This is a genomic window from Melittangium boletus DSM 14713, assembly GCF_002305855.1.
In the GTDB taxonomy this organism is placed as follows: domain Bacteria; phylum Myxococcota; class Myxococcia; order Myxococcales; family Myxococcaceae; genus Cystobacter; species Cystobacter boletus.
In genome coordinates, this window is sequence record NZ_CP022163.1 from 6,806,717 (window position 1) to 6,831,923 (window position 25,207).

23 protein-coding genes are annotated in these 25,207 nt (G+C 68.2%); 16 read left to right on the forward strand and 7 right to left on the reverse strand.

All coding sequences use genetic code 11. The features are described 5' to 3' along the window. Positions 1 to 193 precede the first annotated feature (193 nt). Both MEBOL_RS28410 and MEBOL_RS28415 read right to left on the reverse strand, forming a co-directional pair. Positions 194 to 1,630 (reverse strand): sigma-54-dependent transcriptional regulator, encoded by a 1,437-nt coding sequence (locus tag MEBOL_RS28410; RefSeq protein ID WP_095980384.1) that lies wholly within the window; start codon positions 1,628 to 1,630, stop codon positions 194 to 196. Positions 1,631 to 1,635: 5 nt separating this feature from the next. Then, entirely contained in the window at positions 1,636 to 2,610 is a 975-nt protein-coding gene (locus tag MEBOL_RS28415) for a sensor histidine kinase (protein ID WP_095983059.1), read from the reverse strand. A 222-nt stretch (positions 2,611 to 2,832) separates the two neighbouring features. Here MEBOL_RS28415 and MEBOL_RS28420 point away from each other — a divergent pair, with 222 nt between their 5' ends. The 10 genes from MEBOL_RS28420 (at position 2,833) to MEBOL_RS28465 (ending at position 13,337) form a co-directional block, all read left to right on the forward strand. Further along, complete coding sequence (locus MEBOL_RS28420) at positions 2,833 to 3,099, forward strand: hypothetical protein (protein ID WP_095980385.1); 267 nt, start codon at positions 2,833 to 2,835, stop codon at positions 3,097 to 3,099. Between the two features lie 125 nt (positions 3,100 to 3,224). Then, positions 3,225 to 4,253, forward strand: coding sequence for an SPFH domain-containing protein (locus tag MEBOL_RS28425; RefSeq protein ID WP_095980386.1), 1,029 nt, complete (start codon positions 3,225 to 3,227; stop codon positions 4,251 to 4,253). Further along, on the forward strand, positions 4,250 to 5,155 hold the full coding sequence (locus tag MEBOL_RS28430) for an SPFH domain-containing protein (protein ID WP_095980387.1): 906 nt from the start codon (positions 4,250 to 4,252) through the stop codon (positions 5,153 to 5,155). Before MEBOL_RS28425 ends, MEBOL_RS28430 begins: the two co-directional genes overlap by 4 nt. 192 nt (positions 5,156 to 5,347) lie before the next feature. Beyond that, complete coding sequence (locus tag MEBOL_RS28435) at positions 5,348 to 7,630, forward strand: di-heme oxidoreductase family protein (RefSeq protein ID WP_095980388.1); 2,283 nt, start codon at positions 5,348 to 5,350, stop codon at positions 7,628 to 7,630. A gap of 144 nt (positions 7,631 to 7,774) precedes the next feature. Beyond that, the gene (locus tag MEBOL_RS28440) at positions 7,775 to 8,200 is read left to right on the forward strand and encodes an MGMT family protein (RefSeq protein WP_095980389.1); all 426 of its coding nucleotides are present in this window, start codon (positions 7,775 to 7,777) and stop codon (positions 8,198 to 8,200) included. A 39-nt stretch (positions 8,201 to 8,239) separates the two neighbouring features. Next, a complete protein-coding gene (locus tag MEBOL_RS28445; protein WP_095980390.1) occupies positions 8,240 to 9,607 on the forward strand; it encodes an amidohydrolase family protein in 1,368 nt (455 codons plus the stop codon). Then, positions 9,604 to 10,590: a class I SAM-dependent rRNA methyltransferase gene (locus MEBOL_RS28450; RefSeq protein ID WP_095980391.1), complete on the forward strand. Its 987-nt coding sequence runs from the start codon at positions 9,604 to 9,606 to the stop codon at positions 10,588 to 10,590. The genes MEBOL_RS28445 and MEBOL_RS28450 overlap by 4 nt, the downstream gene beginning before the upstream one ends. 57 nt (positions 10,591 to 10,647) lie before the next feature. Continuing rightward, positions 10,648 to 11,841 (forward strand): serine/threonine protein kinase, encoded by a 1,194-nt coding sequence (locus MEBOL_RS28455; protein ID WP_095980392.1) that lies wholly within the window; start codon positions 10,648 to 10,650, stop codon positions 11,839 to 11,841. 1 nt (position 11,842) lies between these two features. Beyond that, a complete protein-coding gene (gene truA, locus MEBOL_RS28460) occupies positions 11,843 to 12,637 on the forward strand; it encodes a tRNA pseudouridine(38-40) synthase TruA (RefSeq protein ID WP_095980393.1) in 795 nt (264 codons plus the stop codon). Positions 12,638 to 12,686: 49 nt separating this feature from the next. Beyond that, positions 12,687 to 13,337: a hypothetical protein gene (locus tag MEBOL_RS28465; protein ID WP_095980394.1), complete on the forward strand. Its 651-nt coding sequence runs from the start codon at positions 12,687 to 12,689 to the stop codon at positions 13,335 to 13,337. Positions 13,338 to 13,339: 2 nt separating this feature from the next. Here the strand turns inward: MEBOL_RS28465 and MEBOL_RS28470 are convergent, their stop codons facing one another. After that, positions 13,340 to 13,708 (reverse strand): translation initiation factor, encoded by a 369-nt coding sequence (locus MEBOL_RS28470; protein ID WP_095980395.1) that lies wholly within the window; start codon positions 13,706 to 13,708, stop codon positions 13,340 to 13,342. Positions 13,709 to 13,885: 177 nt separating this feature from the next. Between MEBOL_RS28470 and MEBOL_RS42000 the strand changes: the two genes are divergently transcribed. The 4 genes from MEBOL_RS42000 to MEBOL_RS43800 all read left to right on the forward strand — a co-directional run bounded on the left by MEBOL_RS42000 (position 13,886) and on the right by MEBOL_RS43800 (position 15,295). Further along, positions 13,886 to 14,023, forward strand: coding sequence for a hypothetical protein (locus MEBOL_RS42000; RefSeq protein ID WP_170115607.1), 138 nt, complete (start codon positions 13,886 to 13,888; stop codon positions 14,021 to 14,023). Between the two features lie 50 nt (positions 14,024 to 14,073). Further along, the gene (locus tag MEBOL_RS28475) at positions 14,074 to 14,760 is read left to right on the forward strand and encodes a helix-turn-helix domain-containing protein (RefSeq protein WP_281256596.1); all 687 of its coding nucleotides are present in this window, start codon (positions 14,074 to 14,076) and stop codon (positions 14,758 to 14,760) included. Between the two features lie 79 nt (positions 14,761 to 14,839). Continuing rightward, complete coding sequence (locus MEBOL_RS41425) at positions 14,840 to 15,160, forward strand: hypothetical protein (RefSeq protein ID WP_157775572.1); 321 nt, start codon at positions 14,840 to 14,842, stop codon at positions 15,158 to 15,160. A 3-nt stretch (positions 15,161 to 15,163) separates the two neighbouring features. After that, positions 15,164 to 15,295, forward strand: coding sequence for a hypothetical protein (locus MEBOL_RS43800; RefSeq protein WP_281256597.1), 132 nt, complete (start codon positions 15,164 to 15,166; stop codon positions 15,293 to 15,295). A 201-nt stretch (positions 15,296 to 15,496) separates the two neighbouring features. On the opposite strand, the gene MEBOL_RS28485 is transcribed toward MEBOL_RS43800, so the two are convergent. Then, positions 15,497 to 17,119, reverse strand: coding sequence for a hypothetical protein (locus tag MEBOL_RS28485; protein ID WP_095980398.1), 1,623 nt, complete (start codon positions 17,117 to 17,119; stop codon positions 15,497 to 15,499). A gap of 192 nt (positions 17,120 to 17,311) precedes the next feature. On the opposite strand from MEBOL_RS28485, the gene MEBOL_RS28490 reads away from it, so the two are divergent. Further along, positions 17,312 to 17,995, forward strand: a complete 684-nt coding sequence (locus MEBOL_RS28490) for a GNAT family N-acetyltransferase (protein ID WP_095980399.1) — start codon at positions 17,312 to 17,314, stop codon at positions 17,993 to 17,995. Between the two features lie 855 nt (positions 17,996 to 18,850). Then, entirely contained in the window at positions 18,851 to 19,432 is a 582-nt protein-coding gene (locus MEBOL_RS28495; RefSeq protein ID WP_157775575.1) for a hypothetical protein, read from the forward strand. Between the two features lie 137 nt (positions 19,433 to 19,569). Here MEBOL_RS28495 and MEBOL_RS28500 read toward each other — a convergent pair whose 3' ends face one another. The 3 genes from MEBOL_RS28500 to MEBOL_RS28510 all read right to left on the reverse strand — a co-directional run bounded on the left by MEBOL_RS28500 (position 19,570) and on the right by MEBOL_RS28510 (position 25,173). Beyond that, a complete protein-coding gene (locus tag MEBOL_RS28500) occupies positions 19,570 to 22,449 on the reverse strand; it encodes a beta strand repeat-containing protein (RefSeq protein WP_170115608.1) in 2,880 nt (959 codons plus the stop codon). 160 nt (positions 22,450 to 22,609) lie between these two features. Then, positions 22,610 to 23,209 carry an HmuY family protein gene (locus MEBOL_RS28505; RefSeq protein ID WP_157775581.1) on the reverse strand — a complete coding sequence of 200 codons (600 nt, stop codon included), beginning with the start codon at positions 23,207 to 23,209 and terminating at the stop codon, positions 22,610 to 22,612. After that, on the reverse strand, positions 23,209 to 25,173 hold the full coding sequence (locus MEBOL_RS28510; protein WP_170115609.1) for a TonB-dependent receptor plug domain-containing protein: 1,965 nt from the start codon (positions 25,171 to 25,173) through the stop codon (positions 23,209 to 23,211). Before MEBOL_RS28510 ends, MEBOL_RS28505 begins: the two co-directional genes overlap by 1 nt. Between the last annotated feature and the right edge of the window lie 34 nt (positions 25,174 to 25,207).

Consider the following 25,207-nt stretch of genomic DNA (forward strand, 5'->3'; position numbering starts at 1 on the left):
CCGAACGTTGTTCCCAACTCCTGAAAAAGCGTCTGATGACGCCTACTTAGCGATGCAGCTCGACATCCTCTCTTTTCGAATGTCCGAAACCTGAAACAGAACGTTCAAACAGTCTGATCAACTTGAACGTTTCGTTAAATTCGACGGCCGCGATGTTGGCGTCGCAACAGTGTCAACAAGAGGGCCTTGGCACTCAGGACTGATGATCCTGTCGCACACCGTACTTCTGCAGCTTGCGCTCCAGGGTGGGGCGACTGATACCCAATATCTGACACGTCTTGCCCTTGTGCCCCTTGGTGACGTTCAGGGTGAGCTGGATGAGCATCCGCTCCGCCTCCTCCAGGGTGGGAATGTGGCTGGCGTCGGCGATGGGGGAGCCGAGGAAGGAGGGCAGGAAGGAGCCCGGGGGCTGGCCCTGGGTGGGGTGGGCGCCGTGCTCGGGGGGCGCGGGCTCCAGGGCGGGCAGGTTCTCCGCGAGCAGGACCTCTCCCGGGGCGAGCACCACCGCACGCGTGAGCACGTTCTCCAATTCACGCACGTTGCCCCGCCAGGGCAGGCGCGTGAGGTGCTCGAGCACCTCGGGGGGCACCCGGGTGACGCGCTTGTGCACCTTCTCGTTGATGCGCTCGAGCAGGTGGTGCACGAGCGGGGGGATGTCGTCGCGCCGCTCGCGCAGGGGCGGCAGTTGCAGGGTGATGACCTTGAGGCGCTGCCAGAGGTCCTCGCGGAAGCGTCCGCTGGCCACCTCCTCCGTCAGGTTGCGGTGGGTGGCGGCGATGACGCGCGCGCGCAGCTTGATGCGCTTGACGCCGCCCACGCGCTCGAACTCGCGCTCCTGCAGCACGCGCAAGAGCTTGGCCTGGAGCATGAGCGACATGTCGCCAATCTCATCCAGGAAGATGGTGCCGTCCTCGGCCAGCTCGAACTTGCCCGGCTTGACGGCGTTGGCGCCGGTGAAGGCCCCTTTCTCGTGGCCGAACAGCTCGCTCTCCAGGAGCGTGTCCACGATGGCCGAGCAGTTGATGCCGATGAAGGGCTTCACCTCGTCATAGGAGTAGTTGTGGATGACGCGGGCGATGAGCTCCTTGCCGGTGCCGCTCTCGCCGTGGATGAGCACGGTGGCGTGGCTGCCGGCCACCTTGCCGATCTCCTTGACGAGCTGCTGCATGAGGGGGCTCGTCCCCACGATGTCGCCCAGGCGCGCCGCGGCGCTCTCCACGTTCACCGTGGCGGCGCGGCGCGACAGCTGGCGGTACTCCAGCGCGCGCGCCACCACGATGTCCAGGGCCGCCAGGTCCGCGAAGGGCTTGTGGATGTAGTCGAAGGCCCCGGCCTTCATGGCCCGGATGGTGGTCTCCATGTCGTGAAAGGCCGTGACGAGGATGATGCGGGCGTCGCCGCACAGGCTCTTCATCTCCTCGATGATGTCCAGGCCGGTGCGGTCCGGCAGCTTCATGTCGAGGATGACCACGCTGGGCAGGCTCTCCTGCGCCAGCCGCAACCCCTCGGACGCACGCGTCGCGGTCACCACGTGGTAGCGCGGCTCTCCGTCCTGCTCGATGTCCTCGAAGTGCATCTTCAAGGACTCGAGCAGCGACAGGTCGTCATCGACGATGAGAAGCGTCTCCATGGTCCTCAAACGGAAAACGTGAGCGTGAACACCGTGCCCGCCTCGGGGCCCGCCTCGGCGGAGACCTCGGCCCCCTGGTGCACCAGCACGCGGCGCAGGGCGGCGAGTGACAGTCCGGCCCCGCGCGCCAGGCTGGACTCGAAGGGCACGAAGAGCGAGCCGCGCTCCTTCTCGGACAGCGTTCCCGAGGGATCCTCCAGCACGAGCGACACGCGGCCCGGGGGCCCGGGACGGATGGACACCACCACCTGACCTCCCTGCGCCTGGCCCATGGCCACGTTGAGCAGCACCTGGGCGAGCACCGGCCGCAGCCGGTTCGTATCCATCCGCACCCGGGGGATGTCCGGGGCCTCGTCCACGCGCACCTCCACGTGGCGCTCGGCCAGCTCCGGGGCCACCAGCGCCACGGCCTCCTCCACCAGGGAGCGCGGGGCGTGCGGCTCCATCGTGGGGGTGCTGTCCCGGGCGTACTCGGACAGGACCCACAGCATCCGCTCCAGGGTGCGCACCTCGCGGTTGGCGATGGTCAGCCGGCGTTGATCCCGCTCGGACAGGCCCGTGTTGCGCGCGAGCGTCTGCACCGCCATCTTCACGGAGCTCAGGGGGTTGCGCAGCTCGTGGCTCAGCTGCGAGGCGAGCCCGGACAGCTGCACGGGCGGGGCGTGGCGCAGCAGGGCGCGCAGGTCGAGCACCACCGCGGTGGCCTCGCCCGTGTCCATTCCGAGCGCCAGCCGCAGCGGCACCGCGTCCTCCTGGCCGAACGTCCCCGACAGGAACTCCACGGCCCGGCGCTCCTCGCGAGCCAGGGTGTCCAGCAGCCGGGCCTTCTCGGGGCTCGTTCCCAGGACTGCCTCCAGGGGCCGGTCCAGGAACTCGGAAGCGGGACGTCGCAATACCCCCTCGCAGTCGCCCTCCGCGCGAGTGATCCGCAGGCGGGGGGACCATGAGAGCTGGACGGCTTGCAACAGGTGGAGAGTCATGGGCAGGTGCGGAACATAACGGGTCACCTGGGCGGATGTCCCACCCGTTGGCGACGGGGTTCTCCTTCGGGGGCGGGTCGGAAGGGGGGGCCCGGGCTCCGGAAATCCCAGGGAAGTGCGATCATCCTCCCGTTGACGGATGGATGGCGGGAAGGGGTCCAGGTAGCTTGCGCATCGTTGGTGGTGACCAACCCGGGTCGCCATCCCCCCAGGAGGCGTTACATGTCCGCTCTGAAGAACCAGAAGAAGCTCGCGAAGCGCCGTGGTCAGGGAATGACGGAGTACATCATCATCGTGGCCCTGATCGCCATCGCGGCGATCGGCGTCATCACCCTCTTCGGCAACAACATCCGCCGCCTGTTCGGCGCCTCGGCCGACGCCCTCGCCGGCGAGACGAACGTCGACCCGGGTGCGAAGACCGCCACCAAGACGGTCAAGGAGAAGGGCCTCAAGGACTTCTCCAAGAACAACAAGGAGTCGGGGGGGTAGTAGTTCGGGTTTCCACCCGGGCTACTCCTAGTCCCAGCAGCACCGAGGGCGGTTCTCTCCGAGAGGAGGGGCCGCCCTCCGCTTTTGCGGGCCGGCTCCGTCCGGCGGCTTTCCGAGGAGGGGTGATGGAGATTCTTCGAGAACTGGGGCTGGATGTCCTGGGTCTGGGAACCGGTGTGGTTGTAGGGGCGATGGGGTGGTTCGTGGTGCGCTGTGTCCTCACCGGCTTCTTCACGGTGGACCAGAGTGAGCGGGCGGTGAAGGTCCGCCTGGGCCGCGCCGTGCGCCTGGCGGGAGAGCCCTCCACCCGGGTGGGCCCCGTGAGCGAGGGACTGGCCCGCGCGGACGAGGATCGCTACGTCTACCCCCAACTGGAGGTCATCCCCCCGGGCGGTCCGTACTTCAAATGGCCCTGGGAGCGGGTGGTCAAGGTGTCGGTGGCCACCCAGACGCTCAGCATGGCCTACGATCCCGAGTCCCCCCACGCGAACCAGGACGGCACGGTGCTGGACGCGGTGACGAAGGATCAGCTCAACACCGGGCTCACGGGGCAGCTCCGCTACCGGGTGTCGGAGCAGAACCTCTATGCGTACCTGTTCGGGGTGAAGAACCCCATCGCGCACGTGATGGGCTACTTCATCTCCATCCTGCGTGAGCGCATCGCCAGCTTCGAGGCGCCGCCTCCGCCCGTGGCGGAGGGCACCCTGGAGGCCGTCGAGGTGTCGGCCGTCTCGGGCGTCTCCATCAATGACCTTCGCAAGAACCTGCGCGATCTCAACGAGCACATGGACCGGGAGTGCCGGGGAAGCCTGTCTCGCTACGGCATCGTCCTGGATGCCTCGCTCATCACCGGGATCGACCCGCCCCAGGAGGTGGAGTCGGCGCTCGCGGCCATCAACACCGCGCACAACCATGTCTCCTCGGACATCAGCCTCGCGCAGGCGGCGGCGGACCAGAAGATCGTCCAGTCGCGCCGGGCCGTGGAGATCGAAACCCTCAAGGCCGAGGCGGAGGTGGAGCCGCTGACCGCCTTGTCCGCCCAGCTCACCCTGCTCAAGGGGAGCGGACCCGGAGCGCTCCAGGCCTACCTGCGCAACATCCGCCTGGGCCTCTTCTCCAAGGCGAGCCAGGTGGTGTTGGGGGTGAAGCCATGAGTGGCCTGCTCCTCGGGGCGGTGCTCGGCTTCTTCGCCATGGCCCTGGGCGTGCCCCTGCTGTTGGGTCTGTGCCGGATGTTGGGCCTCTACGCCGTGGTGGAGGAGCGCACCTGCCGGGTCTACGTCTTCCTGGGCCAGGTGGTGGCGGTGTTGGACGAGCCGGGCTTGCACCTGCTGTGGACCCGGCTCGGGTGGAAGGCGCTGTTGGTGAACTGGGTGGGCCGCTGCCATGTGATCGATCTGCGGTTGGATCAGCAATACCTGCGCAGCCAGGCGGTGAACTCCGAGGAGGGCGCGCCCATGGGGATTGGCATCTGGTACGAGATGTCCATCTCGGATCCCCTCAAGTACCTGTTCGAGAACGCGGACCCGCGAGGCTCGCTGGCGGCCAACGTGAGCAACGCCACGGTGCGATGCCTGTCCAACATGAAGCTCGCGAGGATGCTGGAGAGCCGTCACGGCATGAGCCGCACCGTGCGCGCCGAGGTGTCTCCCATGTCGCATGCCTACGGCTATCAACTCGGCTCCGTCTACATCCGCAAGGTGCACTTCCGCGATGAGGGGATGATCCGTCAGATCGAGGAGAAGGTGGTCAACCGGCTGCGGCAGGTGACCTCGGCCATCCGTCAGGATGGTGCCAATCAGGTGAGCATCCTCACCAGCTCCGCGGATCGCCAGGCCGCCATCGCGTTCGCCAAGGCCGCCGCCTTGCGCCCCCAGATCGTCGGCGCGGCGCTGCAACGCATTGCCCAGGACCCGGAGGTCGCCGCGGCGATGTTCGAGATCCTCGAGGTGCAGCGGCTCCAGGAGGGCAATGCCAGGGTGACCCTCGTGCCGGAGAACCAGAAGAGCGATCTGCTCGTACAACTGCTGGCATCCTCGCAAACGGCTCCCCGGTAACGCCTCCAGGACTGTCTTCTGATGCATCGCGGCACGGGCGCGTGCATCGTCAGTCAGCCGACACCTGGGGGGAATGCCTTCGGGGGTGGGAGGTTTTCCCAATTTTTCTGTTTCTGAGATGGCTTGTGGCCGGGGGTTCCGTCACACTCGGATTGGAGTACGCAGAACCCCCCTTACCTCACGAGAACAACCATGCTCAGCAGATCCACGGGAATGGCCGCCGCGATGTTGGTGGCTGGCCTCCTGGCGGGAGAAGGGCAGGCCGCCGTCGATGGCGTGCAGCCCTCTGGCTCCTCCGCCCTCTTCTACGTCAACACCACGTCATGGGCTGACATCCATTACAAGGTGAACAATGGCGGCCAGCTCAATGTCCGGATGACGGTCACCAACGGACGCAATCAATACACGGTGGGCAACCTGGTCCGTGGCGACACCATCGATTACAACTTCACCTATTGGGACATCTCCTGCAACTGTGCCCGGGACACGGCCCAGACCCGCTATACCCATGGAAGCTCCACGGGGGGAGATGGCGGCGTGGATGCCGGAACGCCCGACTCGGGGACCGACGCGGGAACGCCGCCCGACGCGGGCACTCCGGGTGACGCGGGGACTCCGCCCGTCCTGGGCGCCATCGTCCCCCTGTACAACAGCTCCACGCCGCTCGAGCCCTCCCAGGTGGAGAACACGTCCCAGGCGTTGATCACCCGCGTGGGCGGACGCGTGCGCGACCGTCACGCCCGTGAATCTCAATACCAGGCCTATGACCATTACCTGTCGCTGTACTTCGTCAACCGGACCTTCTGGGTCGAGATCGTCGACGAGGTGGCCAAGGGCGGCAACCAGATCACCGTCAATCTGCACACGATCTACCCCTTTGATGGCCCGGACTTCCGCGCCTTCTTCCGGGGCATCAACACGGTGGCCGAGTATTGGCATAACGCGCGCTTCACCCGCGTGAATGACTATCTCTTCACGTCGAGCGTGAGCTACAACGCCAAGGAAGGCCGCGCCATCCGCAATGGCGACCGCATGGAGATCGAGATCGGCGTCTTCCTCAAGCAGCCCGTGGAAGGCCGCTGGAACTACTACTCGGATGTGTGGCTGTACATGGTGGGCGGTGGCGGCATCGTGCCGTTCGAGGGCGTGGGAGCGCTCCGGGACTCCTTCCCCCTGCCGGAGACCGCGTGGAGCGGTGGCCGCGGCACCATGAACTACCCGTTCTCCGATGAGCCCGCCAGCCGCTTCAAGCAGATGGTGTTGAACATGGCGCCGGTGAACGCGCAGCCCTTCGTCGAGGGCCGCCGCCTGCACCACACCAACTTCCGGGATGGCACCCACTCCGAGTCCGGCAACCCTGTCTTCACCGAGCAGGTGGGCAAGCTGGGGACGAACTACATCGAGGTCTCGTGCATCGCCTGCCACGTGAACAACGGCCGCGCGCTGCCTCCCGCCGTCAACACCTCGCTGACCCGGAGCGTGGTCAAGGTGGGCCGGGTCAATGGCAGCACCGTGACCGCGGATCCCGCCCTGGGCTCCAAGCTGCAGCCGCGCAGCACCAGCGGTACCCCCGAGGCGGATGTGCGCATCACCCAGTGGGTCAATAGCAGTGGCACGTACGCGGATGGCACGGCCTACCAGCTGCGCAAGCCCACCTACGGCTTCACCAACGTCATCCCCACCCACTTCTCCGCCCGCATCACGCCGCAGCTCATCGGCATGGGTCTGCTCGAGGCCATTCCCGAGAGCGCCATCGCCGCGCTGGCCGATCCGTCGGACACGAACAAGGATGGCGTCTCCGGCCGCATGCAGACGGTGCTCGATCCCCAGACGGGCCAGACGCGTCTGGGCCGCTTCGGCTGGAAGGCGAGCGCTTCGTCCGTGCGCCACCAGGTCGCCGATGCCTTCAATGGCGACATGGGCGTCACGTCGTCCCTGTTCAGGACCCTGGACTGTGGCTCGGCGCAGGCCGGCTGCTCGGGCTCCAGCACGGAGCTGAGCGACCAGGACCTGGACAAGATCGTGCGCTACATCTCCCTGCTGGGCGTGCCGGCGCGCCGCGATCTCAACGATGCCCAGGCCCTGCGCGGCGAGACGCTCTTCCAGAGCGCGGGCTGCGGCAAGTGCCACACGGCCACGCTGACGACGAGCGCGTACCACCCGAAGGCGGAGCTGCGCGGTCAGACGATCCACCCCTACACGGACCTGCTCCTGCACGACATGGGCACGGGCCTGGCCGACAACCTGCCCGACGGCATCGCCACCGGCGCGGAGTGGCGCACGCCGCCGCTGTGGAGCATCGGCCTGACGCCGGCCATCAGCGGGGGCGAGGCCTACCTGCATGACGGCCGTGCCCGCACCCTCCAGGAGGCCATCCTCTGGCACGGGGGCGAGGCGCAGGCGGCCCAGCAGGCCTTCGTCAAGATGTCGAGCTCCGACCGGGATGCGTTGATCCGCTTCCTGAAGTCCATCTGAGCCGATGCGCCCCCCTCCGGAGCGAGGGAGGGGGGCGGGGGAGGCCGACCTCACGTGTCGGGTTGGCCACCCGATGGGAGACGTCATACTGACTTCCCCAGTCATGTCCTCTGAGGTAGGACGGGGCATCCGACTGGAGAAGACATGTCCACGACCGTCACCATCACCATGCATGAGCGCCGCTTCTTCGAGCGCATCTACCAAGTTGTCGAGCAGGTTCCTTCCGGCCAGGTCTCCACCTATGGAGACATCGCGATCATCGTGGGAGGAGGCTGCGACGCGCGCGTCGTGGGGCTCGCGATGGGCGACCTGGGGCCGCGCGCCGCCCAGGTCCCCTGGCAGCGCATCATCAACCGCTCGGGAGGCATCAGCACCCAGGAGGGCGTGGGCCAGCGCGAGCTGCTCCGGGCCGAGGGCGTCGAGTTCGACGACAAGGGCAAGGTGCTCCTGGAGCGCTTCCGCTGGGCGGGCCCCTCCGCGGAGTGGGCCGCGAAGCACGGTTTCACCCCATTGCCCGCTCGTGGCACCTCCAAGGATGAGGAGGACAAGTCACAACTGCGCTTGTTCTGAGCCGTCCGGGCGGAGGTACGTGTTTATACTCCCGCCCCCATGGAAGGCCGCCTCGTCCTCAAGAATTGCTCCATCTTCCGCGCGGATGGCCGCGGCCGCGCCGGAATGGCCGTTGTCGTCGAGGAGGGGTTGATCCGCCAGGTCGCCCCCGACGCGGAGGTGCCTGTTCTTCCCGGCGACTGGGAGGTGGCATGCCGTGGACGCCTGGTGATGCCCGGGCTCGTGGATTGCCACTCCCATCTGGTGGGGGATCTGCTCATGCCGTCCTCGGGTGAGCTGCTCCTCCACCCGCCGCATGTGCGATTCGATCACGAGCGCCTGCTGGCCTCGCACCTCACCCTCGAGGACGTGGAGGTGCTGGCTTGTCATTCCATGGCCCGCGCGCTGCGCACGGGCGTCACGCTGGCGGTGGACCACCTGTCGTGTCCGGGAAACGTGTCCGGAGCGCTCGATGCCATGGCGCGCGCGGCGGAGCGGCTCGGCATGCGGCTGGTGGCGAGCCATGCCACCCACGGCCTGGATGGAGACGCACCGTCCCTTGCCCAGGCCGAGGCCAATGCCGATTTCGTGCGGCGCCAGCACTCCCATCCCCGGGTGCGGGGGGCGCTTGGCTTCCATGCCTCGTGGACGAGCGGGGACGCGTTGCTCGGGTTGCTGGGCCGGATGCGTGAGAAGTCGGGAGATCCGCTCATTTTCCACCTGTCCGAGGGGGACCATGATCTGGCCATGACGTGGGCGACCTACGGCCGACGCGTGGTGCCGCGCCTGGAGTCCTTTGGTCTGCTGGGGCCCTTGTCGGTGGCCGGGTTCGCGCGCTCCGTGGATGACGCCGAGTCCATCGTCCTGGCGCAGTCCGGCACCTGCGTGGCGCTCGGCCCGAGGACGGCGCTGCTCGTGGAGCCCAGTGGCCGCGCCCTGGAGACGCTGTATGGCCGCCAGAACCTGATCGGCCTGGGCAGCGCCGGGCACGGCAACCTCTGGGACTCCATGTCCTCCACGCTCGTCACCGCCCTGGCGGCCGCCCGGGGGTCTCGCCTGGTGGATCCCGATGGCGTGGTCGCCCAGGTGTGCTCGGACGGTCCGGCGGAGCTGTGCTCGCGCCTCTTCGGTGTCCCCTCCGGCTCGGTGGAGGAGGGGCGGTTGGCGGACCTGGTGGTGTTCGACTGCGTGCCGGCGCTGGACACGGACAGCGGGCAGGCCCCGTATCTGTTCGGTCAGCTGACGCGCTCGCGCGTGGCGTGGACCATCGTGGACGGCCGCGTCACCGTGCGGGAGGGCCAGTTGCTCGGCGTGGACGAGATGGCGCTGGCGCGTGAGGCCTCGCGCGTCCTGTCCCGGCTCTGGGCCCAGGCCCGCCTGCCCGAGCCTCCCGAAGGCCCCTCGCTCTCGCAAGAGCGCCGGTCATGAGCCTGTCGAGCGCGTCACTGGTGGAGTGCTTGCGCCAGGCCCGGGAGCGCAGGGCCCCGCTGCGGGAGGATCCACGGACCACCGCCTACCGGCTCGTCAATGGCGCGCCAGAGGGGGTGCCCGATGTGACGGTGGACGTCTTCGAGTCCCTGCACGTGGTGAGCCTCTACCGCGACTTCTCCTCCGAGGAGGAGGCGGCGCTGCTGGGGGCGATGGACAGCGCGTGGGCGCCTGCGCTCGTGTACCTCAAGCGCAGGCCCCGGGAGGCACGCCACCTGGCCAACGTGGCCCGGGACAAGCTCGCGCCGGAAGAAGCCGTGCGAGGCGCCTCGGTGGAATCGGTGGTGGCGCTGGAGAACGGGTGGCGTTTCCTCATCCGCCCGGCGCAGGGCCTGTCGGTGGGGCTGTACCTGGACATGCGCGACACGCGGGCGTGGCTGGCGGGGCAGGTGCGAGGCCTCACGGTGCTCAACCTCTTCTCCTATACGTGCGGCTTTGGCGTGGCGGCCCACGCGGGGGGGGCCCGGCGGGTGCTCAACGTGGACGCGAGCCGGCGCGTGCTGGACTGGGGCGAGGAGAACGCGCGCCTCAACGGACAGCTCGTGGAGCGCTACGACTACGTGGCGGGGGATGTCTTCGATTGGCTCGAGCGGCTGGCGCGCAAGGGTGAGACCTTCGACGTGGTGGTGGCGGATCCTCCGTCCTTCGCCACCACGCGCACGAGCCGCTTCTCCGCCGCGAAGGACTATGCCTCCCTGGCCGAGGCCTGCGCGCGGGTGGTGGTTCCGGGGGGGCGGCTGGTGGCCTGCTGCAACCTGGCCACGCTGGCGCCGCGCCGCTTCGAGGCCATGGTGGCCGAGGGCGTCGCCCGGGCGGGCCGCCGGAGTCGGGGCGGGCCGAGCCTGGGGCCGTCGCCCGTGGACTTTCCGGCGTCGGCGGAGCACCCAGCGGCCCTCAAGGTACGGGTGCTCGAGCTGGCGTGAGGCGTGCCTCAACTCTCGTGGCCGCCAGGCCCGTGAAGGCGCTATCGTGGCACTCCCGTGCCTCCCGCCACCCCGCGCACCCCCGTGCCGTTTGGCCAGTACAAGCTGCTCGAGCGCCTCGCCGTGGGCGGTATGGCCGAGGTGTTCCTCGCCAACCAGCCCGGCCCGGACGGCTTCGAGAAGCCCGTGGTCATCAAGCGCATCCGGCCCCACCTGTCCAAGCAGCCGGCCTTCGTGCGCATGTTCCTCAACGAGGCGCGGCTCGCCGCCCAGCTCAACCACCCCAACATCGTGCAGATCCACGACCTGGGGAAGGTGGGGGAGAGCTACTACATCGGCATGGAGTACCTGTTCGGCCGGGACACGCGCCGGGTGGTGCCCAAGGCCGAGTCGCTCGGCATCTCCTTTCCCATGGTGTACGCGCTGAAGATCGCCTCGTCCGTCTGCGAGGGCCTGTACTACGCGCACCAGAAGGTGGACCTGTACGGCTCGCCGCTCAACATCGTCCACCGGGACGTGACGCCGGAGAACATCTTCGTGTGCTTCGACGGCACGGTGAAGGTGCTCGACTTCGGCATCGCCAAGGCGGCCAATCGCGCCGAGCAGACGACGCGCGCCGGGGAGCTGCGCGGCAAGCTCAGCTACCTGAGCCCCGAGCAGTGCCTGGGCAAGCCGGTGGATCACCGCAGTGATTTGTTCTCCCTGGGCGCGGTGCTCTACGAGTGGTTGACGGGCTTCAAGCTCTTCACGGGCGAGTCGGATGTGGCGGTGATGCGCAGCATCGTGGACGGCAAGGTGTACGCGCCCTCCTACTTCCGCGCGGACATCCCCGAGCCCGTGGAAGCCATCCTCATGAAGGCGCTGGAGCGCGACCGGGACAAGCGCTACCCGACGGCCTGGCACTTCCAGCAGGACCTGGACCGCTTCCTCAACGCGTACGACTTCACCCCGACGAACCTCCACCTCTCCAACTTCCTCAAGCAGGTCTTCCTCGACGAGCTGGAGGAGGAGCAGCAGCGGATGCGGGCCCCGGCCGAGCCCGAGCCCGCCGTGGCTCCGCCCCCTCCCACGTTGGATCTGGAGCTGCCTCCGGACGACGCCGACAGCGCCCCCTCGGGTGGCGAGCGCATCGTCCCGGTGTCCGTCACCGCCGCCCAGCTCGAGACGCTGGAGGCGCTCGCGCGCAAGCACCACGTCCCCGTGGGGCGCATGGTGGGCGAACTCCTCACCGCCTGGCTCAAGTACCGCTGACATGCCCCGCATCAAGCTGACGGTCGAGTACCAGGGGACGCACTATGTCGGGTGGCAGGTGCAACCCAACGGCGTCTCCATCCAGGCCCGGTTGATGGACGCCGTGGAGCGGCTGCTCGGCGAGCGCGTGCCCGTGGAGGCGGCGGGCCGCACGGACGCGGGCGTGCACGCCACCGGACAGGTGGTGTGCCTGAGCACCGAGCGCGTCTTGCCACTCAAGGCGTACTGGATGGGGCTCAACAGCCTGCTGCCCGAGGACATCGCCGTGGTGCACGCCGAGGAGGTGCCCGCCGAGTTCGATCCGCGCCGCTGGTCGCTTGGCAAGCGCTACCGCTACCGGCTGAGCAATCGGCCCTCGCGCTCACCCCTGCTCCGCGCGACGCACTGGGAGGTGTTCACCCCTCTGGACGTGGAGGCCATGCGGCGCGGCGCCGCGCACCTGCTGGGGCGGCATGACTTCTCCTCCTTCCGGGCCTCGGATTGTCAGGCCGCCCATGCCCTGCGTGAGGTGCGCCGGGTGGAGATTCAAGGGGAGCGGGGAGGGTCCCTCTCCATCGCCGTGGAGGGCACCGCCTTCCTCAAGCACATGGTGCGCAACCTCGTGGGCACCCTGGTGGAGGTGGGCAAGGGGCGCCGCCCGGCGGATTGGGTGGCCGACGTGCTCGCCGCGAGGGACCGCAAACGCGCCGGCCCCACCGCGCCCGCCCAGGGACTCGTCCTGGAGGAGGTCTTCTATGGCGATGGCCCGCCCCCTCGCACGCCCGGCGGTATGGCGGACGGTGGCGACGAGGAGTGAGACGCGGGAGTGCCTGCCCGGCTCGGGTCTGCGCTAGGCTCGCCTTCCCGTGAACTCCTCGAAGCCCCTCCTCGAACCGCTGCGCGTCCGCATCCGCCGTTTCCAGTTCATCGTGGGGCTTGGCTTCCTCGCGTTGATCCTCGGCTCCATCCTGAGCGTGGGCCTGTCCCAGCGGCTCGCGGGCCGGGTCCAGGCCCTGCCCTTCGACTGGCTTCGCTTCGCCATCGGCCTGGGCGTGCAGAAGCTGTGGGTGCTCGCCGTGCTGCCCGGGCTCTGCTACGGCGCCGCCCGCGTCATCGACTTGCGCGCGCTGCCCACGGCGCTCGGCGCCGCGGTCTCCGGCCAGGTGTTCATCCTCGCGCTGGAGTTCGTTCAGGACGGCGTCGATGGTTGGGTGGAGCGGGGCTGGATTGTCATCGGCCTGGAGTGGGCCGTGTTCGCCCTGGGCGTGTGGCTCGGCCAGCTCGCCGTGAAGCGGGGCCGTGTCGCCGCGACCACCCGGGAAGCGCAGGTGCGGGAGCGTGCCTCCGTGCGTGCGGACGAGTACGCGGAATTCCTCCGGGAGGCGGAGCGCGCGGGAGAGAAGATCGCCCAGCGCGACGAGGCGAAGGCCTCGGAGGTGGCGGAGACTGCCGGTGCCTCCGCCCCTGAGTCGTCCGAGCCCGCGACGGGGGAGAAGTCCAAGACGCCCGCCGCCTGAGCTCAGCCGTGGACCACGCGCTTGACGCCCCGGCGCAGCAACAGGTCCGGCAGCTTGAAGCGGTGATCTCCCCGGAGGACGAGCCGCTCGCCGTCGACCGAGCCCGTGCACGCGAGACCGCGCTGGAGGGCCTGGAGCCACGCCTGGAGTTCCGGGGAGCTCAGGCCCAGGCCTTCCACCACCGTGACTTCCTCTCCACCGCGGGTGTTCTCCCTGCGGAGGGTGACGCGCTCGGGTCCATGGGGGGGTGGCGTGTCGGGAAAGTCCTCCGGACGTCTCTCGGGTTGGGAGGAAGGCAGGGTGTCGCGCAGACCTTGTAACCGGGCGAATGGGTGGTGGAACCCCTCCGCCGTGTCCTCCTTCTTCGCCATGGTCCGTCCCTCCTTCTCGGAAAACCCGCCGTTCGACCAGGAGGACGAGCCTATTCCAGGTGGTGATGCCTGCCTGCCCTTCGTCCCAGGGGGTGATTTGACACTGCCTCCGCTAAAACGGATATTGCGTCCGCCACCTTGGACGAACAAGGTTTGGTCATTGGAGATGACCCCCCCATGAGTCAGGCCGCCGAAGTCATCAACCTCGAGGAGTTCCGCAAACGGCGCGCGTCCAGGCAGGTGTCGACTGGCGCACTCGTGCCCATGCATCGCTGGACGCCGGTGTGGGTGTGGGTCATGGTCTGGCCCACGTGAAATCAGTCCGAGAAAACACCCCTGGTTCTTCCGAGGACGTGGAGTCTCCCGTGGCTCCCGCCGCCAAGGGCCGCAAGCGGGAGCAGGGTCCGAGGAAGTCGGAGCCACCCGCTCCCGAGGCGCCTTCCTCCGACGAGGCGTGGGCCTATGAAGTGGCGCACGCGGAGTCGTCGACCGATCTGGCGCCCCTCGTGGGCCGCAACCTGCGCCGTCTGCGCACCCAGCGAGGCCTGTCCCTGGAGCGGCTCGCCAAGGCGTCCGGGGTGAGCCGGGCGATGCTGGGGCAGATCGAGCTGGGCCAGAGCGCGCCCACCATCAACGTCATCTGGAAGATCGCCCGGGCGCTGGGCATTCCTTTCTCGGCGCTCATCAGCACCACGGCCCAGAGCGGGACGCGGTTGATGCGCTCGCAGCAGTCCAAGCGGCTCGCCTCGCACGACGGCAGCTTCGTGTCGCGGGCGCTCTTTCCCTTCGACGAGCCCCGGCGCGTGGAGTTCTACGAGCTGCGGCTGGCCGCGAGGGCCGTGGAGGAGGCGGACGCCCACCCTCCTGGAACGATGGAGAACCTGGTGGTGACGTCGGGCTCGGTGGAGATCGAGCGGGGCGAGGAGCGCCACGTGCTGGCCGCGGGCGATGCCATCCTGTTCGAGGCGGACGTGGCCCATGTCTATCGCAACGTGGGTGACGTGGACGCCACCATGTACCTGGTGATGACGTACGCGGAGACGGTCGGCTAACGCGAAGAGCCAGCGGACCCCGGGTGAGGGGACGCGCTGGCTCTCGTGCTCATGCTCCGGTGCGGAGCGGGGCGGCTACTTGGCGCTACACATCATCATGGGCATGCCGTTGCACATCATCATCATCGGCATCCCCATGGCCATCATGGAGTTCATCGCCTCGCAGCAGTCCTTCATCATCTCCATCTGCCCGGCGTCCATGGGCATCATCCGACAGATCATCCCCTCCTTACCCATCTCGCACGTCATCCGGCTCATCATGGGCATGCGCATCATCATGGGCATCATCATGGGCATACCTCCCATCATGGGGTTCATGCCCATCATCGGCATGCCACCCATCATGGGGTTCATGCCCATCATCGGCATGCCCATCATGCCACCCATCATCGGCATCTGATTCATGCCCATCATCATGGGGTTCATGCCCATCATGGGATTCATGCCCATCATCGGCATCGGGTGCATTCCCATCATGGGGTTCATTCCGGGCTGCATCGGCATGTTCATCTGGGAAACAGGCGTCATGGTCTGATCCTCTCGTGGCGGCGACAGGGGTTGTTACTTCGAGGCCGCACGGTACGGAGAAGCTTGTTCACAGACAATACGTGCTCGTGTTTTCCTCCAGTGAAACGGATGCCCTGCTCCCGGTGGCGGATGCAGTGTGTCATTTAGCGAGCGGAGTTGGTATGTCTATGTATTCCCAACTCCGCTCATCGGATGTGTGTGTGTTCTGTCAGCGACACTGGGGCTGCTCGGAGGCCCCGGTGCTCGACGCCACCAGCCGCAGGAACTCGTCGGGCGGCGGCTCCGAGCCGCGCTCCCAGAGCGTGGCCTCCGCCCAGCACTGCACCCAGGGGGTGCCCCACTCCGCGGGGAGGCTGGCGCAGGAGGCCCGGCGCGCCGCGCCTCGCACCTGGGCGTCATGCTGCACCGCCGCGAAGACGTGGGGCGCGAGCTGTCCGAGGAAGGCCTCCGAATAGGCATGAGGGGGAGGGATCACCAGCGGATCCGCCTCCAGGCCCGCGGGCCGGAACCCCACGTGCTCCGCGTCCGCGAACCGCAGCTCTCCCGCCTGCCGCACCGGGAGCGAGGCGCCCGCGGTGTTCGTCTCGAGCGTGAACTGGAAGGGCGAGCTCCAGTGGTATGTCCGCACGGGGTAGGTGAAGGTGTCGTACACGTCCTCGGTCAACGTCTCGGGCGTGTCGTCCAGCTCACGGCCCGCCGCGTGACGCTCCCGGGCGCGCAAGTCCCGCTCCTGGGCGAGCTTCTTGGCGTCGTCGCAGGGAGAGCTCGTGGGCGCGGGCTTCGGGCAGCCGACGCAGCTCGCGTCGTGCGTGTCCTTCGCGTTCTTGCACTCGGACTCCTTGTTCGACAGGGCCTTCTCGGCCGCGCGCAGGGCGTGTTCGGCGTGGCCCACCCGCTCCCGGGCTTCGTCGTAGCGGCGATTGTGCACCTGGCGGGTTCCGCTCACGTAGTTCACGCTGTTGATGTCCTCGGACACCGTCTCCACGACGCGCTGGATGAGCGCGTCCACGTGGAGCTGGAGGGGCTCGGGCTGGCCGGGCATCGTTCCGGTCTCCGCGCACCGGGCCCAGCGGGGCAGGCCCGAGGCCAGACTCATGCACGGCGAGGCGAGCCCCTGGGCGACGGGCGGCGGAATGCGGCCACCGAGCTCCGCCACGACCGGAATGGCGCTCTGGGCGAGGAAGCCCTCGCGGGACTGCTGCGCCTGGGCGTTCGTCGTGTCCGCGGGCGCCAGGCACTGCGCCGTGGTCCACAACACGGCGGCGGCGCCTTCCGTGCCCTGCGCGCGCGCGGTGGTGGCCAGGGTCACGAAGCGCGAGGAGAGCTCGCTCGCGCGCGCGGAGAGGAGATCCTGATAGGCGGCCACGGGCAGTTGGTGGCTTCGAGACTGGAGGCAGGCGAAGCCCGCCACCGCGGTGCCCACCTGGCCGTTGTTCTTCCACTGGTTGGCGCAGCGCTCGATGTGGACCTGGCTGGCCGAGTCGAGCATCGAGTTGACCTCGGTGTGGGCGGGCAGCAGATCCCGGGCGTCGAGCAGGGGCGGCAGGCACCGGTCGAGGTCGCCAGCGTTACATGCCGGCCGGGCACTCAGGATGGCCTGATCCGTCGCCTTGACGGAGAAGAGGGGAACGCGGCTACAGGCGTCCTCGTCATCGGGCGCGGCGCGACAGGCGTCGCGGTAACCCCGGGCCGCGGTCAGGAAGTCACCCTTGAGCGCCGCTTCCTTGGCGCGGGCGAAGGCTTCTCGGTAGGCGGTGTTGCAACCGCTGTTCAACAGCAGGAGCGTGAGGACCGAGGCGAAACGAGGAAGGGATGGAAGAGGGGAACGCATAAGGGGGTGGAGCAGGCAAGCGGGAATGGCACTCAGGACGTGGGCGCCGCCCCTCTATTCAGCCCCAAACAGTTCCCGACTTCCATCCACCCCCCTGTCCACCGGTCCACACCGGGCGCGTCCTTCTTTCCCAGGGCGACTTGACGCGATGCGGCATCAGACGCACCTTGTGGGGGAACCCGGAGGTTCACGATGGCCACCCACCGCCGTTTTCATGCGCACTACCGGGAGCGGCTGATGCTCCTGGATGGGACGTGGGCGGAGGTGCGGATGGTGTGCCCCGAGGACGCGCCGCTGCTGAGCGAGGGGTTCGCGCGGCTGTCCGCGCGCTCGCGCTTCCAGCGCTTCTTGTCCGCCAAGTCCCGGTTGAGCGAGGAGGAATTGCGCTACCTCACGGCGGTGGATGGGGAGCGGCACGTGGCCATTGGCGCGGTGACCTGGGACGACACGGGCGAGGAGGTGGGGCTGGGCGTGGCCCGCTTCATCCGTCTGGAGGAGACACCCGAGGTGGCCGAGATGGCCATCACCGTGGTGGACGACGCCCAGGGCAAGGGCCTGGGCCGCGTGCTGATGGACATCCTGGTGGCGGCGGCACGGGAGCGGGGCGTGGAACGCTTCGAGGTTCGGGTGCTGGCGGGCAACGAGGCGATGTACCGGCTGGTGCAGGCGCTGGCTCCGTGCGAGCCCGAGAGGGAAGGCGAGGCGCTGTGCTTCAACGTACCGCTCAACCCCGCGTTGAGCGGAGGCACCGAGCTGCTGCGGCCGTTGCTGGCGCTCGCGGCCCAGGGCGCGCTCACGCTCATCGGGCCCACGTGCCGCCGCAGATTCCTGCCGCTCGCACCGGGTGGGGCCCCTCCGGAAGCCCGCGCGTCCTGAGCGGGGAGGTTGTCGCCCTTGCTTGTGCTCGTCTGATAGGGTGGCGAGGACTCGCGAAAGGCCAATGACCCGTGAAACGTTGGGAGCTGTTGCTCGTCTTCTGCTTGGGTTGCGCGGGCCCCTCTTCGTCATCTCGTGCACGCGTTGTCGAGATTCCCAAGGGTCCCTGGGCGGAAGTACCCGCTGTCGAATCGAGCACTGACGACACCTCCATTCCCATCGGATTGATCCGGGACATGGCCGACGCATTGCTCAAGCGTCCCGGTGCCAGGGTCTGTGACCCGGTGACGCACCTTCCCATCGTAGGTCTCTCAACGGAGTACTGCTCGACGGTCTACGTCGCTGGCTCCCAGGATTCCCTTTCCTGGCGGGTGACTGAGCCCGTGATGGGGAGCCATGGGTCGTGTAAGCCCTTCTCGCGCGTGGAAGACGATGACTACCCCGCATCCCAAGTATGGGTCGTGGGCTATATCCACAATCATCCTTGTGGGAGCCCTCCATCATCGGGGGACCTCGGGACATGGCCCACGGATGCATTCAACCCTTATGTGGCCATGGCGGAAGTGCGCCTGATTCCCGGCAATCCGATTCCCGCGGTTCACGGGAACGTCGCCGTCGAGATTGCCTCGGCGGTGGTTGCCGAGCGCCCTGACGGCACACGAATCTTCCTGCGCTATTTCCCCACGGGTGAGATTCAACAGTGGAGCGATGCGAGGGCTCGGTGGGTCGCTCTGGGGCAATGCTCTCCCCGAGAGCGCGGCAGCCGATTCAAAACGCCTCGTTGTGAAAATGAACCCCTACGATTGCTGAGTGAGTAGCCATGGATTCCCGGCGCGGAGACACGAAGTGGACAACATGAACCCATTCGGAGGGCGCCGTTGCCTGTGGTGGATGCTGGTGGCCCTCTCCTTGGGGAACGGAGGCTGCGCCTGGCTGGGGCTGACCCCCAAGAGGCACATCGAGTGGCCGGACCCGGCTTCGACTCCCCTTGTCGGTGCGCCCATGGAGGCGGGCGCCGCGATCGCCGCTGCGGCCGCCGTTCGTGAGATGGTGCGCCAGAACGACGACGCGCGGTTGTTCGAGGGGTGCTCCAGTCCCGAGCAGGGGTTGGATGTCGCCGTTTTCAAGGATCCCAAATCGGGCCTGTACTTCGTGGTCTTGCATCAACGCTTCGACCGGTGCGGCGGCCCTGTCGGGCGTGTACTCGACTGGTCGTATGAGTACGCGGTGACGGCTCAAGGTGAGGTGGTGGGCGAGGCACCGCCCTCGGCTTGGGATGAGCCCTCGTCGCCCCTTGCTCCGGACGAACAACTCCCGGCTAGCTCCACTCCGTCGTCTACGTCCGAGGACTCGACCTCCGCTGGACCACCGCCCGCGAGTGCTCCGGTGCCGGGTACTTCGGCGCCCGCGCTTGATACGGAGGCGAGCCCTCGCTGACACCGGGTGGGGCCCCTCCGGAAGCCCGCGCGTCCTGAGCGGGGCGGGGCCTGGAAAGACGACGGCCCGAGTGGCCCTGCTATGGAGCAGGTGCACACCCGGGCCGTTGGCACTTCCGCGAGGCGCGGAAGATGGGACTACGGGTTCGGAGCCGGAGCCACGCCGCGGAAGGCGGAGTTGGCCGGCGCCGTGGCCACGGTGGTCACGGCCGCGGTGCTCGTTCCATCATCCACGAAGGTGACGAGCTTGTTCTCGTTCCCCTTCAGGGTTGCCACGACGTGCACGGTCGTGCCGTCCACGACGGCGGCCACGCCCACGGCGGGACCGGGGTTGGTCAAGGTCGCCTGGCTCCAGTTGCCCGAGCCGTCCTTGGTGAACTTGAACACGCCGCCGCTGTTGCCATCGTCCGCGATGTACAGCGTGGCATCGCCCACGAAGAAGAACTGGTAGGGCGACGTGAGCGTCGTGCCGACCGGAAGACCGGACAGCACCGTCGCGGTCTGACCCGAGGCCGTGGGCAGGCCCGTGCCCACCGCGGAGACGGCCCGGTAGTCACCGCTGCCCGTGCTCAAGTAGAGCTGTCCGCCGAAGACGCTGACCACGCGCGAGTTGTTGGGATCCTTGAGGACCTGCGTGGACACGCCCGTGGAGCCCGCGGTGACGTAGTGGACGCCTCCACTGGCAGAGGCGCCGTTGCCCGCGACCCAGTAGGCGGATCCATCCACCGTGGTGGCCGAACGCACGTTGCTGGTGTTGAAGGCGGCGTCCAACGTCGCGACGACGGAGGCGCTGCCCGCGCTATCGATGCGACCCACCACGCGGGGCGTCGCGCTCGAGGTAGTGCCCGCCACGCTGGCCGTACCGGCGGGGGCGCTGTAGCCCGCGAACACCACGTAACGGCTGTCCGCCGACCGGCTCAGGAATCCCTCGGAGCCAGAGGAACCGGCGATGGTCAGACCCGTGACGGGCGTCGTGGCGGTGCGCGTGCCGGAGACCACGTCGTAGGTATCGATGGTCACGGCGGCGGCGGCGCCGCTGAGCGCGGCGGCGCCATCACCGACGCGCAGCACGGACACCCGGGTGGGTGATACGACGCAGGTGACCGACACGGTCGTCACGTTGGCGGACGCCACCGTCCCGCTGCCATTGGCCACCGTGCAGTTGAGCCCCACGGGCTGCGTCTTCACGGCCACGGCGTAGGCCGCGCCGCTCAACAGGCCCGTGGTGAAGGTGAAGGTCGTGCTGCCGCCCGCGACGGACAGGTCATTCCCGCCGTTGTTGGTGAGCACCAGCGTCTTGCCGCTCGACAGGCCCGTCACGGTGCCGCCCACCGTGTACAGGTTGGCGCAGGTCACGGCCACGTTGGTGACATTCGCGCTCAGGTTGGTCCCACTGCCATTGGCCACCGTGCAGTGCTGGCCCGTGGGCTGCGCGGAGACGGTGACGGTGTAGCCACCGCCCTCGGCCACGGGGGTGGCGAAGGTGAACCCGCCGTCCGCCGTCAGGGTCAACTCGTCGCCGCCGTTGTTGCGCAGCTTCACGGTGCCGCCGGTGGCGAGTCCGCTCAGGTTGCCGCCCACGGTGTACGTGGTGGCCGAGCACGCCACGATCACGTTCGTCACGTCGGCGCCGCCCACGGTGCCCGAGCCGTTGGCCACGCTGCACTGCTTGCCCGCGGGGGCCGTCTTCACCGCCACGTCATAGGCCGCGCCCTGATCCACCTTCTGGGTGAACTGGAAGGCGCCATTCGCGCTGACGGGCAGTTCTTCCGCGCCGTTGGTCAGCGTCACGGTCTCACCCGTGCCGAGGCCGCTCGCCGTGCCGCCCACGAAGAACTGATTGGTCACACAGGTGACCTTCACCGTCACATCCGAGGTGCCGATGGGCGCGGACGCGGTCTGCTCCGAGGTGCACGTCTGGGTCTCGGGCTGGGTGCCCACGGTGACGAAGTAGCTTCCGCCCTCGGTCACGCGGTTGTTGAAGGCCTTGGTCTCGTTCGTCGTGAAGGTGAGCGAATCCGAGTCGTTGTTCTTGACGACCACCGAGCCCACCAGACCGCTCACCGTCACGTTCACGAGGTACGCGCGGGTCGTGCACGTCACGGCGATGTTGGTGATGTTCGCGCTGCCCACCGTGCCCGTGCCCCGGGAGATGGTGCAGTTCTGGCTCTCCGGAGGCGTCTTCACCTTCACGTCATAGGGGGTGCCCGCCTCGACTCCCGTCGGGAAGGCGAACGAGGTGTTGCCAGCCGAGCCCGTGCCCGTGAGGGTCACCGTCTGCTCCTGGGCCCCACTGCCAGTGCTCAGCACCAGGGTGCCGTTGAGTCCGCTGACGAATCCGCCCACCGTGAACTTCGAGGTGTCGCAGTTGACGGTGATGCTGGTCACGTCGGCACTGCCCACGGTGCCCTCGCCGCCGGACACGGTGCAGCGCTGCGCGGGGCCGGTGGGCTGGGTGGCCACGGTGACGGCATATGCCGCGCCGCTCTCCACGGGGGTGGCGAACTGGAAGGCGCCATTGGCCGTCACGTTCAGCGTCTCCGCCCCGTTCCTGAGCTTCAGGCCCGTGCCCACGAGCCCCGTCACGGTGCCGCCCACCTTGAAGGCCGGAACACCACACGTCACGGTGACGTCCGTGACATTGGCGGTGTAGATGAAGCCCACGCCATGGGTCACGATACATTCCTGGGTGGGTTCGGCGGGGTGGGTCGCTACCTTGACCACGTAGGTGCTGCCCGTGGATGCCTTGCGCTCGAAGGTGAAGGCGCCGTCACTGGAGATCGCCAGGGTCTCGCCGCCATACTCCAACACCAGTCCGCTGCCCTCGAGGCCCGTCACGGTGCCGCCCACCGTGTACTCCTGCGGAGCCGGTTCTGGGTCGGAGCAGCGCGCGAGCGCCAGTGGCAGAAGAAGCGTCAACACCAGTCGGAATGACAATCGCATGGGCAGGCCCTGGGTGTGGCGCACCGGCGGACGGCCCCCGAAGGCGAGGCCGCCATCAGCACGTGCTCCCGGCATGGGAGTCCTTGCCCGTCTACCGTGCCCGCCGGGGGTCGTGCACGGAGGTTCTGTGACAGTCTGGCTTCATTTTTACAGGAGAAGCCGTATTCCCAGAACAGACGGACCGCTCTATCCCGTCTGGCCTTTTTTCCATGGCTGCCTTTGGTCCGGCTCGCGATCAGGGTGTTTCGGTGGGGGTCTCCACCTGCTGGTATTGGAACGAGAGCCGCGCCGGGGTGCCCGCGCTGTCGTAATACGAGAGCATCCGCAGCTTGAAGTAGCGCGCCTGGCTGCTGCGGACCACGTACAGCAGGGACTCGCGCGGCAGGAGCTGGTGCTTCACGAGATCGTAGCCGTACCAGCCGCCCTGGACGCCGTTGAAGACCGTCTCCGAGGCGTCCTGTTGATAGCCCTCGGCGGGAGCGGTCGTGAGGGCATCCCAATCATTGTTCTGGAGCACCGCCACGCGCACCTCGCCCGTGGGGTTGCCGCCGCCTCCATTCGACGTGACGGTGAAGCGTTGGAACGCGAGATCCCACCCATTGCTGTCCAGGGCCTCGTCGGTCTTCATCTCCCGGCCCTCGTCGAGGTCGAAGTAGACCGTGCCCGACTTGCTCGTCGCGTCGACGAGGACGATGGCGCTGCCATCCTCTCGGGGCGTCACCTCGACGAGCGGCCCGGCGGAGATCTGCCCATCGAAGGGGTAGTCCTCGCGCAGGTCCGGCGCGCAGCCCGCCATCAGGAGCGCCAGCCAGGGCACCATGTCGTGTCGCCGCATCAGTAGTCCCATTGGATGCCGCCCAGGACGCCTCGCGGCGGGCGGGGGTTGAACTGTTGATCGCCCGCGTTGAGCAGGTTGTACCCGTTGACGAAGAGCTCGATTCCCGATGAGCGGAACCGGTAGGTCACCTGCGCCTCGAGGTCCACGTACGCGGGCGCCCCGGTCGGGGTGTCCTCCCCATAGCCAATCACATTGGCCATGCCACCCCCCACGCCCAGGAAGTACGTCCGGCAGCTCACCCAGGAGCCACGCACCACGGCCTCGAGGTTCAGCGGGCGGTAGCGCGTGGTGAGCTGCGCGTTGACGCGATGCCGGGAGCGGCCCTCCAGCGGGCGGTCGCGGGTGAGATCCCTCGCGTCCAGGAACGTGTACGCCAGATCCAGGTACGTCGAGCGCACGGGCAGCTTGACGCGGCCATTGAGCTCGATGCCCTGGGTGTAGGCGCGCGCCACGTTCTCGTAATTGAAGGTCACCGGATCGTCGGGATTCGGCACCCCGCCGGCGGTGACGTTGATGAGGTCGCGCAGCCGGGTATGGAAGGCGCTCGCGGAGAAGAGCCAGCCGGAGAGGGGTGGCCGCCAGTCCACGCCGACGTTCACCGCCGCGGAGTGCTCGGCCGTGAGGTCGGGGTTGCCCGACACCACGTAGCCGATGCCCGTGTTGGTGAAGCGCAGGTACAGCTCCTGGAAGGACGGCGGACGGAAGCCCAGCCCCGCGGACGCGCGCACCGTGAGGGCCGGGCTCGGGTCCAGCTTGATCGCGAGCCGGGGCGAGGGCGCGCCACCAAATTGGGAATCCAGGTCGAAGCGCAGGCCCGGCGCCACCTTCAAGCGGAGGCCTTCGCCGTCCGTGCCCGGGAGCACGTCCCACTCGTCCTGGAGGAACACGCCGCCGCGAATCCGGGACACGGGGCTGCGCTCCAACCGCGCGGAGTTGAGCCGTTCGCCGAGCACTTCCACGCCTCCGGTGAGCGCATGGGCGCCGAGGCGATGGTCTCCTTGCACCAGGCCCTCGTAGAGGCGGGTGAAGTTCTGGGAGTAGTCATCGAGCGCCCGGGAGCCGCGCTGATCCTGCAGGAGTTGTTCCCGGAACAGCCCGAAGTGTCCCCGGACGAGCAGGGAGGGGCCATCCGCGAGCTGATGCCGGCTCCCCAGCGAGACGTCGAACTGCTCCTGCCGCTGGCGCCGGTCCAGCACGGCGCCCGAGGGGTTGAGATCCACGGCGTTCTCGTCGCGCCGGGCGTATCCCCCGCGCAGCCAGACGCGCGTCCGTTCATCCGGCGCGTAGGCGAGTGACAGGTCTCCATCGAACCGCTGGAGTGCCGCGCCGCTCGTGGCCGCGTCCTCGGGTTGCCAGTCATAGGCATCGCGCCGGCGGAAGCCACCGCCCACCCTCAGCTCGAACGGGCCCTGCTTCGTGCCGGCGTTCGCGCGCGCGTCCCCCTCCAGCAGGGTTCCGAACATGCCCCGGCCTCCCAGTTCCAGGGGACGTTGGACGCGCCGCGTGATGAGGTTCACCACGCCGCCCATCGCATCCGCGCCGTAGAGCGCCGCGGCGGGACCCTTGACGATCTCCACCCGCTCCACTTCCCGCAGGCTGAAGCGTCCCAGGTCGAGGGTCGTGCCCACCCGGCCACTCACCCGCTCGCCGTCGACGAGCACGAGCACGTACTCGGGGTCCAATCCCTGCAGGCGCAGCCCCACGCCCCGGAAGGTGTAGACGAGCTCCACGCCCGGTTGCTGCTGGAGCAACTGTCCCAGGTCCCTCACGCCGAGTGCGTCGATCTGTTCCCGGGTGATGACCTCGGTGGCCACCACCACGTCCTCCAGCTTGCGCTCCGCGCGCGAGGCCGTGACGACCGTCTGCTGGCGGCGGTTGGGCTCCTCGGGTTCGTTCGGTCCCGGAGCTGGGGCGGGAGGGGACTGGCTTGTCAGGAACGCGGCCACCAGGGGGAGGATCACGGGGCCATCTCTGCCCGGGATGCCGCGGACCGTC